The organism is Gorillibacterium terrae (genome assembly GCF_051594785.1).
GTDB lineage: Bacteria > Bacillota > Bacilli > Paenibacillales > NBRC-103111 > Gorillibacterium.
The window spans coordinates 144,932-158,683 of sequence record NZ_JBPPGI010000001.1 but is presented as its reverse complement, the minus strand read 5'-3'; the positions used below and the strand labels follow the sequence as shown (position 1 = coordinate 158,683).

General features: G+C 63.3%; 15 protein-coding genes. 2 read left to right on the top strand and 13 right to left on the bottom strand.

Annotation, left to right across the window (positions count from 1 at the left end; genetic code table 11):
* The first annotated feature begins 6 nt into the window (after window positions 1–6).
* Window positions 7–924 carry a hypothetical protein gene (locus ACSEXS_RS00660; RefSeq protein ID WP_438431258.1) on the top strand — a complete coding sequence of 306 codons (918 nt, stop codon included), beginning with the start codon at window positions 7–9 and terminating at the stop codon, window positions 922–924.
* A 138-nt stretch (window positions 925–1,062) separates the two neighbouring features.
* On the opposite strand, the gene ACSEXS_RS00655 is transcribed toward ACSEXS_RS00660, so the two are convergent.
* From ACSEXS_RS00655 to ACSEXS_RS00635, 5 genes are all read right to left on the bottom strand, one after another.
* A complete protein-coding gene (locus ACSEXS_RS00655) occupies window positions 1,063–1,380 on the bottom strand; it encodes a rhodanese-like domain-containing protein (RefSeq protein WP_438431257.1) in 318 nt (105 codons plus the stop codon).
* A gap of 211 nt (window positions 1,381–1,591) precedes the next feature.
* A complete protein-coding gene (gene trxB / locus ACSEXS_RS00650) occupies window positions 1,592–2,533 on the bottom strand; it encodes a thioredoxin-disulfide reductase (protein WP_438431256.1) in 942 nt (313 codons plus the stop codon).
* 206 nt (window positions 2,534–2,739) lie between these two features.
* Window positions 2,740–3,459, bottom strand: a complete 720-nt coding sequence (locus ACSEXS_RS00645) for a winged helix-turn-helix transcriptional regulator (protein ID WP_438431255.1) — start codon at window positions 3,457–3,459, stop codon at window positions 2,740–2,742.
* Window positions 3,432–3,833 (bottom strand): Fur family transcriptional regulator, encoded by a 402-nt coding sequence (locus ACSEXS_RS00640; protein WP_438431254.1) that lies wholly within the window; start codon window positions 3,831–3,833, stop codon window positions 3,432–3,434. Before ACSEXS_RS00640 ends, ACSEXS_RS00645 begins: the two co-directional genes overlap by 28 nt.
* A 193-nt stretch (window positions 3,834–4,026) precedes the next feature.
* The gene (locus ACSEXS_RS00635; protein WP_438431253.1) at window positions 4,027–4,977 is read right to left on the bottom strand and encodes a helix-turn-helix transcriptional regulator; all 951 of its coding nucleotides are present in this window, start codon (window positions 4,975–4,977) and stop codon (window positions 4,027–4,029) included.
* 112 nt (window positions 4,978–5,089) lie between these two features.
* On the opposite strand from ACSEXS_RS00635, the gene ACSEXS_RS00630 reads away from it, so the two are divergent.
* Window positions 5,090–5,965, top strand: coding sequence for an SDR family oxidoreductase (locus tag ACSEXS_RS00630; RefSeq protein ID WP_438431252.1), 876 nt, complete (start codon window positions 5,090–5,092; stop codon window positions 5,963–5,965).
* An 86-nt stretch (window positions 5,966–6,051) separates the two neighbouring features.
* Here the strand turns inward: ACSEXS_RS00630 and ACSEXS_RS00625 are convergent, their stop codons facing one another.
* The 8 genes from ACSEXS_RS00625 to ACSEXS_RS00590 all read right to left on the bottom strand — a co-directional run bounded on the left by ACSEXS_RS00625 (window position 6,052) and on the right by ACSEXS_RS00590 (window position 13,690).
* Window positions 6,052–6,813, bottom strand: coding sequence for an adenosylcobinamide amidohydrolase (locus ACSEXS_RS00625; protein WP_438431251.1), 762 nt, complete (start codon window positions 6,811–6,813; stop codon window positions 6,052–6,054).
* The gene (locus ACSEXS_RS00620) at window positions 6,810–8,210 is read right to left on the bottom strand and encodes a pyridoxal phosphate-dependent aminotransferase (RefSeq protein WP_438431250.1); all 1,401 of its coding nucleotides are present in this window, start codon (window positions 8,208–8,210) and stop codon (window positions 6,810–6,812) included. Before ACSEXS_RS00620 ends, ACSEXS_RS00625 begins: the two co-directional genes overlap by 4 nt.
* Before the next feature lie 31 nt (window positions 8,211–8,241).
* A complete protein-coding gene (gene cbiB, locus ACSEXS_RS00615) occupies window positions 8,242–9,243 on the bottom strand; it encodes an adenosylcobinamide-phosphate synthase CbiB (protein WP_438431249.1) in 1,002 nt (333 codons plus the stop codon).
* Window positions 9,244–9,336: 93 nt separating this feature from the next.
* Complete coding sequence (locus ACSEXS_RS00610) at window positions 9,337–10,407, bottom strand: ABC transporter substrate-binding protein (protein ID WP_438431248.1); 1,071 nt, start codon at window positions 10,405–10,407, stop codon at window positions 9,337–9,339.
* Window positions 10,404–11,201, bottom strand: coding sequence for an ABC transporter permease (locus tag ACSEXS_RS00605; RefSeq protein WP_438433050.1), 798 nt, complete (start codon window positions 11,199–11,201; stop codon window positions 10,404–10,406). Before ACSEXS_RS00605 ends, ACSEXS_RS00610 begins: the two co-directional genes overlap by 4 nt.
* A complete protein-coding gene (locus ACSEXS_RS00600) occupies window positions 11,182–12,009 on the bottom strand; it encodes an ABC transporter permease (RefSeq protein ID WP_438431247.1) in 828 nt (275 codons plus the stop codon). The genes ACSEXS_RS00605 and ACSEXS_RS00600 overlap by 20 nt, the downstream gene beginning before the upstream one ends.
* Window positions 11,999–13,108: an ABC transporter ATP-binding protein gene (locus ACSEXS_RS00595; RefSeq protein ID WP_438431246.1), complete on the bottom strand. Its 1,110-nt coding sequence runs from the start codon at window positions 13,106–13,108 to the stop codon at window positions 11,999–12,001. Before ACSEXS_RS00595 ends, ACSEXS_RS00600 begins: the two co-directional genes overlap by 11 nt.
* A 39-nt stretch (window positions 13,109–13,147) precedes the next feature.
* A complete protein-coding gene (locus ACSEXS_RS00590; RefSeq protein WP_438431245.1) occupies window positions 13,148–13,690 on the bottom strand; it encodes a helix-turn-helix domain-containing protein in 543 nt (180 codons plus the stop codon).
* Window positions 13,691–13,752 lie beyond the last annotated feature (62 nt).

Here is a 13,752-nt window from a genome sequence, read left to right as displayed (position 1 = left end):
CAGCCCATGAACGCTCTGGAAAAAGCCAAACCGTTCTTTGCCCGGGCGGCCCGGCCGCTCGATTACGCCCGCTGGCGGTATCACTTCGAAGGCGGTCCCCGCGAAGCCGTGCTGGATGCGCTCGCGGACTACCAGAATGCAGACGGCGGCTTCGGCCATGCGCTGGAGCCGGATTCCTGGAATCCGAACTCGTCCCCGATGCAAACCTGGACCGCCACGGAGCTGCTGCTGGAGATCGGACACACGGACAAGAAGCATCCGCTCGTCCAGGGAATCCTGCGCTACCTCGGCAGCGGCCGGGATTTCGACGGGCAGAGCTGGGCCGCTGTGATCGCCTCCAACAACGATTATCCCCATGCGCCCTGGTGGCGCAAAGGCAGCGAGAGCTCCAGCCATCATTCGTATAACCCGACCGCCAGTCTGGCCGGGTTTGCCCTGGTGTATGCCGATCCCGGCAGCGAGCTGTTCGAAACGGCAAAGAGGATCGCCGGAGAAGCCGTAGAGGCTTATTTCGCCCAGGGGCTTCTTGCGGATATGCATACGGCGCTCTGTTACGTGCGGCTGATGGAATATGCCGAGCGGGCGGAGACCGACCTGCCCTTTGAGCTTTCCGCTCTGCAAGCGAGGCTGCATGAGCAAGTCCGGTACAGCCTGACCGCCGACACCGCCCAGTGGGAGACCGGTTATGTCTGCCGGCCGTCGCGATTTGTGCGCTCCCCGCAGAGTCCGTTCTATGCCGATAACCGCGAGCTTAGCGAATTCGAGTGCGGCTTCCTCGAACGGACGCAGCAAGCGGACGGCAGCTGGCCAGTTACGTGGTCGTGGGACGCCTTCGAGGAGGAATGGCCCATCAGCCGGTTGGCCTGGAAGTCGGATATCGCGATCAACAACCTGCTCTATCTGAAGGGCTTTGCCCGGCTCTGAGCCGGCGACGGAAGGCCGGGCGCTGGCGAAGGGAAGACGTAGGCGAAGGCCGGTTCTGACCGCCCTTGTCCGTCGGAACGACAAAAAAGCCGCTGGGCGCGGCCTGCTTCATCCTGCGCCCAGCGGCTTTCCTTCTATCTAGCGTCCTCTCTTGATCTTGCCCGGCCAAGCCGTCATGCCGCCGGTCATGTTGACCACATCGTAGCCGAGCGATTCCATATACTCGCAGGCAAGCCCGCTCCGGCTGCCGCTGCGGCAGACCATGATCAGCTCGCGGTCCCGGGGCAGCTCGCCGAGCCGCTGGGCCAGTTCGCCGAGCGGAATGTGCGTCGCCCCTTCGATATGCCCTTCTTCCCATTCATCCGGTTCCCGGACATCGACGAGGAAGAGGGGCTCTTGTTCCAACCGGCGTTGGACGGCAGCCGGTTCAATCGCTTTGGAAAACTTTCCTGCCATGCTCCTACTCCATCCTTTCGGCGGTTGTGAATCCGCCATGAGTTGTTTCCGGCGGACGGCAGCCCTGCCGCTGTCCTGAGCTTCCGCAAAAAACGGAAAGGGCGGACTCCCGCCCCCTCTCCATCGTACCGCAGGAAGCCCGGTTTTACCAAATGCCGCACCTCTGCTCCCCCAAGCCGGATGCGCCGGTATAACCTCAGGCAATCCGGACTTACAGGACGAGCGCCTCGGCGTTCACGCCTTCCAGGAACCGCTCGCAGTCGATCGCCGCCATGCAGCCGGTTCCGGCTGCGCTGATCGCCTGGCGATACCGGCGGTCCATCACGTCGCCGCAGGCGAACACGCCGGGAATCCCCGTCTCGGTCGTGCCGGGACGAACGACGAGATAACCGAGCTCGTCGGTGGTCAGTTGGCCGCCGAGGAAGCCGGTGTTCGGCGTATGCCCGATGGCGATGAAGATGCCGTCCGCGGCGAGGATTTCGTCTTCGCCTGTGTCGTTGTTGCGCACCTTAAGCCCGGTCACGCCCTTGTCTCCGGCCTGAACCGCAAGCGGCGTGCGATTCAGACTCCAGCCGATCTTGGCGTTCGCCCGAGCCCGGTCCTGCATGATCTTCGAGGCCCTCAGCTCGCCGCGGCGGTTGACCACGGTCACCTCGGAGGCGAAGCGGGTCAGGAAATGCGCCTCCTCCATCGCGGAGTCGCCGCCTCCGACGACGATGATCTTCTTCCCGCGGAAAAAGAAGCCGTCGCACGTGGCGCAGGTGCTGACCCCGCGGCCGATGTTTTCCTGCTCGCCGGGGATGCCGAGATAGCGGGCTGAGGCTCCCGTGGAGACGATCAGCGTTTCCGCGGTCAACTCCCCATGTCCCTCCACCTTCAGCGTGAACGGCCGCTTCGACAGGTCAACCGAGGTGATCCAGCCGGTGCGGAACTCCGCTCCGAAGCGGGCGGCCTGCTTGCGCATGTTGTCCATCAGCTCCGAGCCCAGCACCCCGTCGGGAAAACCGGGGAAATTCTCCACCTCGGTCGTGGTTGTGAGCTGGCCGCCTGGCTGCGGGCCTTCGATCACGAGCGGGCTCAGATTGGCGCGGGCCATGTAGATGGCGGCGGTAAGTCCGGCGGGGCCGGTACCGACGATGATCGATTTGTACATAAGGCATCTCCTCCCTTGTGGGAAAGCATGAATTCGAAATTTAGACTAAGTATAATTATCGAGTTTAAATAAAATCCTATCACCCGCCGGTTCTTCCTGCATGAAGAGCGGATGAAGGATGCATGAAATTGCCGTGAAAAGGCAGAGGGGCGATATCGGATGCGTCCATTTGCCAGTCGGATGCGTCCATTCGCCAGTCGGATGCGTCAATCCGCCAGCCGGTAGCCGACGCCCCGGACCGTCGCAATGTAGCGCGGGCTCCTCGAATCGTCGCCGAGCTTTTGCCGGAGGCTTTTGACATGGACGTCCACGTAATTGCTGCCGCCAAAATATTCGTCGCCCCACACCAGCTCCATGAAATCCTGTCGGGTCCGCACCGCGCCGTCGGCTTCCAGCAGCACCCGCAGAAGGTCGAACTCCGTCTTGGTCAGCTCGATCTTGTCATCGCCGCGATGGACGGTCATCCGCCGAAGGTCGAGCACCAAGTCCTTTACGCGAAGCTGATAGGGATCGCACTGATTGACCGGACTCTTCTCGCCGAAGATTGCCTCCATCCGCGCGAGGACGCTGCGGGGTTCGGCCGGCCACTCCTGGACGGGCTCTCCCTTGCGCTCCGGACTCCGGTCGCCGTTCGGCACCAGCACCAGCACGTCGGCGGGCTGCCTCAGCCGAAAGGTCTCCAGCGGAAGCCCCATGGTGCGGTCCAAGAGGAACAGGTCGGCCTGCAGCACGGCGAGCACCGGATCGTTCTCGTTGTGGAATACCAGCACGTCGTAGCAGCGGGCCGTCATCTCATGGATGAGCGGAAGCAGTCCGGCCGGATAGGGACTGATGATGACGATGCGGCGGGTCGTGGTGCAGTAGAACCCTTCCGGCATTGCGGCGGTCTCGGCAACGGTTACTCCTCGGCTTTCAAGCTGCGGCATTGCGGGCACACCCCCTTGAATAGAACTTGTTCCTGATCCACGCGGTAGCCGGTTTCCTTTGCAACCTGCTCCAGCCACTGGGCGGGAAATTCGGCAAACACCTCATCCACCCGCCCGCAGTTCGTGCAGACGATGTGATGATGCGTCTCCATGCACCCGTCGTAGCGGCTGGCATCGCCCTCGAGCTTGAGTTCGCGGATCAGGCCTTCCTCGGTCAGATATCGCAATGAATTATAGACAGTCGCATAGGCAAAATTGGCCCCCCGCTCCTTAAGCTGCTCCATGACCTCCGCAGCGGTCGGATGGGTGTGGGAAGCACAGACGACTTCAAGTACGGTTTTGCGCGGCGTGGTTAACTGTCCCTTGCGAGTCATTGGCCGCATCTCCTTTATATTTGAACTTAATCTAAGTTTATATTTATTCTAATAACCTGTCAAGCGGGTGCCCGCCCGCCGATGCTTCCTATTCTTTCCTTGGTATGTCCCGCAAGGGAGGGAATTACCCAAGATTCCGATACGCGAGCAGCCCGGCACGAAAAAATGGCATTCCCCCGCTTCCTTTCACGCGTTATCGATAAAGGTCGGCAATTTCGCAAGCGGCCTCGAGCACAGCCTGCCGCAGCTCGGGCGGACCTACAACGATGAGGTCCTTGCCGAGACTCAGCGCCGCGCCGCAAGCATATTCCGGCGTCTCGAAATCGACGTCGGCCGTCATCCACTCCGTTTCCGTTCCGACCGTTCGAACCGAGACGTACCGGAGGGAGCGCAGCCGGCGGATCGCGGAGGCGTCTCTCAGCTTGACGGTCGCGGGGTAGCTCGGCAGCCTCCTGCGAAAATCGGCGGTGGAACGCTCCCAGTACTCGGCCAGCGAAAAGCCCTCGGGCCGTTCGAACGGCGCGGCCCCCTCCTTGACGTCCGTTACTTTGGAGACCCGGTAGGTGCGGATTTCGCCGCCGACGCTTCCTACCACATACCAGATGCTTCCCTTCGCCACGAGGCCGAGCGGATGCAGCTCCCGCTCCACCGTCTCTTCCCCGCGCGCATACCGGATGACGACCGACTTCTCATTCCAGACGGCATCGTACAGCAGCGGCAAATACGGGAAATTCTCCATGGATTCACTCCAGCCGGCTCCGTCGATATGGATTTTTTCCTGGACTGCATTCGCCTCGCGGCGCGCCGCCGAGGCGATCCCCGCCGCCGCCAGCCGATCGAGCAGCCGGTCGGACTGCTTGCGGATGCCCAAATCGTCGAACAGCCGGGATGTTTGAGCGAGCAGCAGCAGCCTCAGCTCCTCCCCGCCCATTCCGTTCAGCGCCGTCCGGTAGCCTTCCGCCAGCTTCCATCCTCCGCGGTAACCTCGGTCTGCATAGACCGGAACACCGGAGGCCGAGAGCGATTCCATATCCCGGGATATCGTCCGCTCCGATACCTCCAGCCGCTCCGCCAGCTCCTTCACCGTCCATTTTCGCCCTTCCTGCAAGAGCAGCAATATCGTCAATAGCCGATCAGCACGCATGGCCTTCCCTCCTCCCCGATATTCTAACACAGCAATAGGACAAAGGATGTCTTATTGGTTGTGATACGGTTATTCCTGCAAGCCCACCACCATAAGCCAAGGAGTGAACCCGATGAAGTCAAAACCGTTGCAGGGAAAAGTCGCCGTCGTGGCGGGAGCGACGCGAGGAGCGGGACGCGGCATTGCCGTTAAGCTGGGAGAAGCGGGGGCGGTCGTCTACGTCACCGGCCGCAGCGTCCGGGGCATGCCTTCGAGCATGAACCGGCCGGAGACGATCGAAGAGACGGCAGAGCTTGTCGACGCGGCGGGCGGTCGCGGCATTGCCGTAAGAACGGACCATACGATCGAAGCGGATGTATGCGCCTTGTTCGAGCAAGTGAAGCGGGAGCAGGACGGCCGGCTCGATATCCTGGTGAACGATGTGTGGGGAGGCGATCCGCTGAGCGAATGGGAAACGCCGTTCTGGGAGCATTCGCTGGCGAATGGCCTGCTCCTTCAGCGGCAGGCCGTTCACTCGCATCTGATCACGAGCTATCATGCGGCGCCGCTGATGATTGCTCGCGGGAGCGGCCTCATCGTCGAGATCACGGACGGGGTGGGCTATCATTACCGGGGGAACCTCTATTACAGCCTGGCGAAAATCTCCGCCATTCATCTGGCCGAAGCGATGGCAGCCGATCTGAAACCGCACGGCATCACGGCGCTGGCGGTGACGCCCGGGTTTCTGCGCTCCGAGTCGATGCTCGATCATTTCGGCGTGACCGAGGACAATTGGCGCGATGCGGCCCGCATCGACCCGCATTTCATCGCTTCGGAAACGCCCGCCTATATCGGCGCGGCTATCGCGGCCTTGGCGGGCGACCCGAACGTGGCGGCCAAAACGGGCCAATCGCTCAGTACGTGGGGGCTGTCCGAGGAATATGACTTTACCGATGCGGACGGCACGCGGCCGCATTGGGGCAACTATTTCAAGCAGGCTAATCTGTAAAGGCCACGATAGGACGAGTCGATTATCGCTCGGCCTTCGCAGCGGGTACCGCGCGGGGCGGGATTCGGGGGAAGCGGGGCCGGCCGTTAACGATATAAAGCATCGTACGGACCGCCGGCGTTTCCCCGGCGGTCCGCTTCTATGGCTTCCCGCAGGGTGGAGTAGACGAGCCGGCCGACGGCGTCGCCCAGCGTGGTGGCGGTTCCGGCATAGAGATGAACGGGCGCCGCTTCCCCCGCCTGTCCGCTTCCGACGGCCAGCACGGTCGCATCCGTCGTCGTGCCGGTCGCGGCCCGGCCGCTCTCCGGATCGAGGATGCCCGCATCCTGCAGCGCCGCGGCCTTCGCTTCGGTCGCCGTGAGGAACACGCCGACCCGGGCGGATTCGCTCACCGCGCCGCGAAGCAGGATGACGGTATTGATCGTGCCCGCCCGGTAGGCGGGGAAGGTCTGGCGCGGCCAGCCCGCCCGGGCGGCGTTGCGGGTGCCGCTCGTCGTGCAGACGCAGAGGGCGAAGCCGTCTCCCGCCTCCTCGGCCACGGACGCGCGGCGCAGGACGGCCGCCGTCTGGAGGGCGACGGCCTCCTGCGGATTATGGCCGCGCGCGGCCAGCATGGCGCGGCAGTCTTCCTCCGGATCGTGTCCGGCGTAATCCTTGTGCACCATCCAGTTGGCGATGAGCCTGGCCGGATTCCGCCCGCCCCGGAACACGGCGCTGCTCAGGCAGTCGAGCGGTTCCGGCGCTTCCGTCAAGAGGCAGTCGCCGTCCAGCCGGATCGACAGGCCCGGCCAGACGGCGGACCGAAACAGGCCGGTGCCCGCCGATTCATCGATGAAGGGCAGCGTCATCCGCGCTCCCTCCTCTCTGCGGCTTGGGGAGGCTCCGACGGCGACGGCCCGAGCCGCAAGCACTCCTCCAGCGCCGCGAGCAGGCGCTCGTGGTCGCGCCGGGCCTTGACGGCCAGGCGGATGTGGCCGGGCGTGAGCCCGCCCATGCGGGAAGCGTCGCGGACCAGCAAGCCCCTCCGTCCCATTGCCGCCTGCAGGGCGGAAGCGGTCCAGCCGGAGGAATCGGGCAAGCGCACGAGCAGGTAATTGACCTCGCTCGGATAGACGGTCAGCCCGAGCCGGCGCAGCCCGTTCGCCAGCCAGGGGCGTTCCGCCGCGAGCCAGGCGCCGGTGCGGCGGGCGAATGCTTCGTCTTCCAGCACGGCGCAGCCGATCGCCTGGGCGAGCCCGTTGACGCTCCACGGCACTTGCAGCGCACGCAGCCGGGCGATGCGCTCCGGATGCGAGACGAGGTAGCCGAGCCGGATGCCCGGAATGGAGTAGAATTTGGTCATCGACCGGAGGACGAGCAGGTTTGGGTCTTCCGCCGCGGCCGCAATGAGGGAAGCCGCCGGATTCGGCGGCGCTTCATGCGATCCGGCCGCTTCTTTCGGTTCGGCCGCTTCTTTCGACCGCGCCGTAGCTTCCGGCGCGCTTGCCGCGGTTTTCTTCTCAGCGGATTCGGGCTTACGCCCGGTCCCCGCCTCCTCGGCCGCTTCGATGAAGTCCATGAACGCCTCGTCCAGGATCACCGGCCGGCCGGTCGCCCGGGCCGCCGCCACCGCTTCGGCGTCCAGCCGCCGGCCGGTGGGGTTATTCGGATGGCCGAGCAGCCACAGGTCCGGGACGGCCGCACCATCCTCGGACGCTGTCCGGCCGGTCGCTCCGTCGGCCGCCCCAGCGGAAGCGCCGCGGGATGCCTCGCCGGTTGCCACGCTGGATGCCCCGGCGGACGCTGCGCGGGATGCCTCGCCGGTCCCCTCCCCCGCCGTCCCGGCAAGCGCCGCCACCTGTCCGGCGGACAGTCGATAGCCGCCCTGCTCCGCCAGGGCGATCGCCGCGATTCCGCTCCCCGCCTTGACCGCCGCCTCGCCGTATTCGGCGAAGCAGGGTGCCGCGAGCGCGGTCAGCCTCGGCCGGATCTCGCGCACCGCGAGATCGATCAGCTCGGCGGCCCCGTTGCCGACCAGGATGCAGTCCTCCGCTATTCCGTGGCGTTCCGCGAGCCGCGCGCGCAGCTCGCGCACCGCCGGGTCCGGATAGCGGACGATCCAATCCGCCGGCCCGCGCAGAATCCGCTCCACCGCCTCCGGCGGGCCGAGCGGATTCATGTTCGAGCTGAAGTCGGCGAATTCCTCCCGCCCGTATAGCTGCCGGGCGGTGAGCAGGTCGCCGCCGTGTCCGTATTGTTCCAGCATGGTTGCCCGTCTCCTTCGCATCTCGTTCTCGTTATCCTTGAGCCATAAGCCCGATTCCCGCCAGCAGCGCGGCAGCGAACAGCAGATAGCTCGTCCGGTACAGCAGCTTCACGCTGGCCGGGATGTCCTCCTGCCGGAGCGGCCGCAGCGGCCACCCCATGCGGGCGCGTTCGCTCGGCACGCCGAAGTAGATGTTCACGCCGCCCAGCTCGACGCCGAGCGCGCCGGCCACCGCCGACTCGGGAATGCCGCTGTTCGGGCTCGGGTGCCGCCCGGCAAAGGTACGCACCGAGCGGAGCGCCCGCCGCGCCGATACCGGCAGGTCGCGGGACATCCAGGCGGCCAGAGCGATGAGCGGCCCGGACAAGCGGGAGGGCAAGTAATTGAGCGCGTCGTCGAGCCGGGCGGAGGCCCGGCCGAAATCGAGGTAGCGCTCATTCTTGTAGCCGACCATGGAGTCGAGGGTGTTGGCCGCCCGGTACAGGAATGCGAGCGGCGCGCCGCCGAGGAGGGCGAAGCAGAACGGCGAGACGAAGGCGTCGACCGTGTTCTCCGCCACCGTCTCGACCGTCGCCCGGACGATCTCCGGCTCGTCCAGCCGGTCCGTGTCGCGGCCGACGATCCAGCCGACATACTTGCGCGCCTCCGGCAGGTCTCCCGCCGCGAGCGGCATCGCCACCCGGTCGGCGGCCTGCTTCAACCCCTTGACGGCGAGCGTCGTGGAGATCAGCCACGTGTTGACCGCGTAGCCGAGCCAGGGATGCACGAAGCGCGCCGCCGCTACCGCCAGCCATGCCGCCGCCAAGGAGCCCAGCGTCACCGCGGCTGCGAGAACCTGCCCGCGCCGACGGAGCGCGGCGGCGGAAAGCCCATCCCTGCGCCGCAGCCGCTTTTCCAGCGCCTGCACGGCGCGGCCCATCCAGATCACCGGATGCGTCGGCCACCGCGGATCGCCGATCAGCCAGTCCAGGGCGAGGGCGGCGGCCGCCATCCAGCATGCCTCCGGCCAGCCGTAGAATCCGAGTCCCGCCATTTGCGCTCTCCTCCATCCTTTTCCCGCCCCGCACAGCCGAAACGGGACTCCGGCATGAGTCAATCCGGAGCCCCGCATCAGGCTTGCGAGCCGCTATTTTTTATGCATTTTGAATTCCAGGAACAGCTCGTTGTAGTGGGCCAGCATCCGCTTGCCCAAGTTGTCGTAGACCTCGAGCTTCATGGAACCCAGATCGGGATAAAACCGCTTGTCCTGGGAGATGTCCTCCGGCAGGAGCTTCAGTGCCTTGTCGTTCGGCGTGGAATAGCCGACGTACTCGGCATTCTGGGCGGCGTTCTCGGGATCGAGCATGAAATTGATGAATTGATGTGCTCCCTCGATGTTCTTCGCCGTCTTGGGAATGACCATATTGTCGCTCCACAGGTTGGTTCCTTCTTCGGGCAGCACGTAGGTCAGCTTGTCGTTCGCATCGATGATCTCCGAGGCATCGCCCGACCAGACGATCCCGACCGCCGCTTCCTCGTTCGCGAGCAGCATTTTGATCTCGTCGCCGACGATGGCTTTCACGTTCGGGGTCAGCGTATGCAGCTTGGCGAGCGCGGCTTGGAGATGATCTTCGTTCGTGTCGTTCACGGATTGGTTCATGCTGTTGAGCGCCATGCCCATGATCTCGCGGGCTCCGTCCACGAACAGAATCTTGTTTTTCAGGCTGGGGTCCCACAAATCGTTCCAGCTCTTGAACGTAAGGTTACTGACCAGCTCGGGGTTGTAGACGATCCCGACCGTTCCCCAGAAATACGGGACCGAATACCGGTTGCCAGGATCGAACGACAGGTTGAGAAATTCCGGGTTGATATTGGTCAGGTTCGGCAGCTTGCTTGGGTCGAGCGGCAGGAGCAGATTTTCCTTGCGCATTTTATCTACCGCGTACTCCGACGGGACGGCGATATCGAAGGTGGTGCCGCCCTGCTCGATCTTGGTCATCATCGCCTCATTGGAGTCGAAGGTCTGGTAGATGACCTTGAGGCCCGACTCCTGCTCGAACTTCGTGATGAGCTCGGGATCGATGTAATCGCCCCAGTTGTAGACGGTGAGCGTGTTGCCCCCGCTGAGCCCCTCCGACGCGTTCATGTAATGGGTGACATACAGCAGGCCGAAGGCAACGATGAAGATCGCGGCAAACGTCTGGACGAGCTGTTTCATTTGCGCACCTCCAATCGGGTCGGGCGGTGCTGCCTCTGGTTCAGCCAGTAATAGCCGAAGACCAGGACCAGCGTGAAGAGGAAGATGATCGTCGACAGGGCGTTGATCGACAGCGAGATGCCCTGGCGCGCCCGCGAATAAATCTCGACGGACAGCGTGGAGTAGCCGTTGCCGGTGACGAAGAAGGTGACGGCAAAATCGTCCAGCGAATACGTCAGCGCCATGAAGAATCCGGCGAAGATGCCCGGCTTGATGTACGGCACGACGACCTTGGTCAGCACGTTCCAGCGGCTCGCCCCGAGATCGCGGGCGGCATCGATCAGGGTCGGGCTCATCTCCTGCAGCCGGGGCAGGATCATCAGCACGGCGATCGGCACGCTGAAGGCGATGTGCGACAGGAGCACCGAAATGAACCCGAGCTTGACGCCAAGCAGCGTGAACAGAATCAGGAACGACGCGCCGATGATGACGTCGGGGCTGACGATCAAGACGTTGTTCAGCGTGAGCAGCGTATTCTTGCGGCGGCCCCGGCGCACGGCGATGATCGCGAGCGCGCCGATCACTCCGAGAATGGTGGCGAAGGCGGAAGACAACAGCGCGATGACCAGCGTGTTGATCACGATGATGATCAGCCGCGTGTCCTGGAACACTTCCTTATAATAGTCGAGCGTGAAGCCCTCGAAGCCGTGCATCGTGCCGCCGCTGTTGAAGGAGTAATACATCAGGTACAGGATCGGCGCGTACAGGATGAGGAAGATGAAGGCCAGGAACAGATTAGACGGCTTTAACGTCATTTTCACGCTTCGTTCCTCCTTTCCTCCGGCCGGTTGCGATCATGGTGAGCGCCATGGCGATAATCAGGAACACGGCGATGGTCGAGCCCATCCCCCAGTCCTGGGTGACGAGAAAATGCTGTTCGATCGCCGTGCCGAGCGTAATGACACGGTTGCCGGCGATCAGGCGGGTGATCATGAACAGCGACAGCGCCGGAATGAACACGGCCTGGCTGCCGGACTTCACCCCTTCGACGGTCAGCGGGAAGACAACCCGCCGGAATGTGGTCCACGACGAGGCGCCGAGGTCGCGGGAGGCATCCACCAGCGTCGGGTTCAGCTCCTCGAGGGAGTTGAAGATCGGCAGGATCATGAACGGGATGAAGATGTACACCGACACGAAGATGAAGCTGAAGTCGGTGAACAGAATCTGCTTGGTGCCGATGCCGATGAAGTCCAGGATCTGATTGGCGGCGCCGTACGTGCCGAAGATGCCGAGGAAGGCGTACGCCTTCAGCAGCAGATTGATCCAGGTCGGCAGGATAATCAGCAGCATCCAAAGCTGCTTGTGCTTCGTCTTGGTCAACAGATACGCCGTCGGGTAAGCGACGAGCAGCGAAAAAGCCGTGATGAGCAGCGCGTACCAGAAGGAGCTGACCGTCATCCGCAGGTAGACCGGCGTGAAGAACTTGGCGTAATTGGCAAACGTGAACTGCCCTTCGATGTCGAAGAAGGAGTAGTACAGAATCATCAGGATCGGCGCGACCACACAGACGGCGATCCACAGCACATAGGGAATCAGGTAGACGTTGCGCGATTTATTCTCCATGGCCGGCCTCGCTGTAGGCTTCCAGCCGAGCGTCGAACTCTTCCTCGGTCTCGCCGAAGCGCATGACGTGAATGGCCTCCGGATCGAAGGTGAGGCCGACCCGGTCGCCGACCTTGGCCGCCCGGGTGGAGTGGACGAGCCACTCGTTGCCGGCATCGTCGTAGGTGCTGATCTCAAAGTGAACGCCGCGGAACAGCTGCGTGTCCACGCGCACCTGCAGCTTGCCGAGCTCCGGCGTGGTGATCTCCAGGTCCTCGGGGCGCATGACGATCTCGACCGGCTCGTCCGGGTGCAAGCCCTGGTCGACGCATTCGAACTGCTTGCCGGCGAATTCCACCAGGAAGTCGCGCTTCATTCGCCCCGGCACGATGTTCGACTCGCCGATGAAGTCGGCGACGAAGCGGTTGATCGGCTCGTCGTAAATGTCCATCGGCGTGCCGCTCTGCTGGATCACGCCGCCGTTCAGCACGAAGATCCAGTCCGACATGGCGAGCGCTTCCTCCTGGTCGTGCGTAACGAAGATGAAGGTGATGCCGAGCCGGCGCTGCAGCTCGCGCAGCTCGTACTGCATCTCGGTGCGCAGCTTCAGGTCGAGCGCCGACAGCGGTTCGTCGAGCAGGATGATCTCCGGCTCGTTGACGATGGCGCGGGCGATGGCCACCCGCTGCCGCTGGCCGCCGGACATCTCGCGGATCTCGCGGTTCTCGTAACCGGAGAGGTTGACGAATTTCAGCGCCTCCAGCACCCGCCTCTTTACCTCGGCGTTCTTCAGCTTTTTGATGCGCAGGCCGAAGGCGACGTTCTCGAACACGTTCAAGTGGGGGAACAGCGCGTAGTCCTGGAACACGGTGTTCACCTGCCGCTGATTGGCGGGAACCCGGTTGATGACCTTGCCGTTCATGAAAATATTGCCGCGCGACGGCTCGATAAAGCCGGCGATCAGCCGGAGTATCGTCGTCTTGCCGCAGCCGGAGGGCCCGAGCAGCGTGTAGAATTTGCCCCGTTCGATCTCGAAGCTGACGTCCTTCAGCACCGCCTCGTCGTCGTCAAATTGCTGGGTGACCCCTTCAAATCGAATGATGATCGGATCCTCCGTCATGTTCCTCTCTCCTTTTCCAAATGCTTGCCGTAACGGAACCTACAGATAGGAATCCGTCGCCACGAGAATGAGCTCGGCCGGCCCTTCCCCATCGTTGACGATCTGATGCTCGTCCGAGGCGTAATAATAAACCGTATCGCCTGCCTTGGCGGTGTACACGCGCTTGCCCAGCCGGATCTGAATCCGGCCCTTCAGCACGAGAGCGAACGTCTCCGAACGCGACGGCTCGAATTCCTTGAACTGCCCCCGCACGGTAAGCGTCAGCCGGATCGGCTCCATGATCCGCTCGTTGGAATCGGGCACCAGCCATTGAAGGCCGTAGCCGCGTTCCTCGTCGCGAATGTCGGTCAGCTCCTCCGCTCCGTAGACCACCTTCTGCTCCCGCTCGTCCTCGTCGAAGAAGTCCCTCGGCTTGCAGCCGAGCACCTGAAGAATGCTGAAAAAAGTCTCGATCGAGGGCGAGCTGAGGTCCCGCTCCAATTGGGAAATGTAGCCCTTGCTCAGATTAGTCCGCTCGCCGAGCTCCTCTTGGGTGAGGCCCTTCTTGAGCCGCAGGTTCTTGATTTTCTTGCCGATTTCCATGGGCAAACCCTCTATTCCCGAGTTTACAAACGCTAAACCCGTTGTAAACAATGTTTGCAATC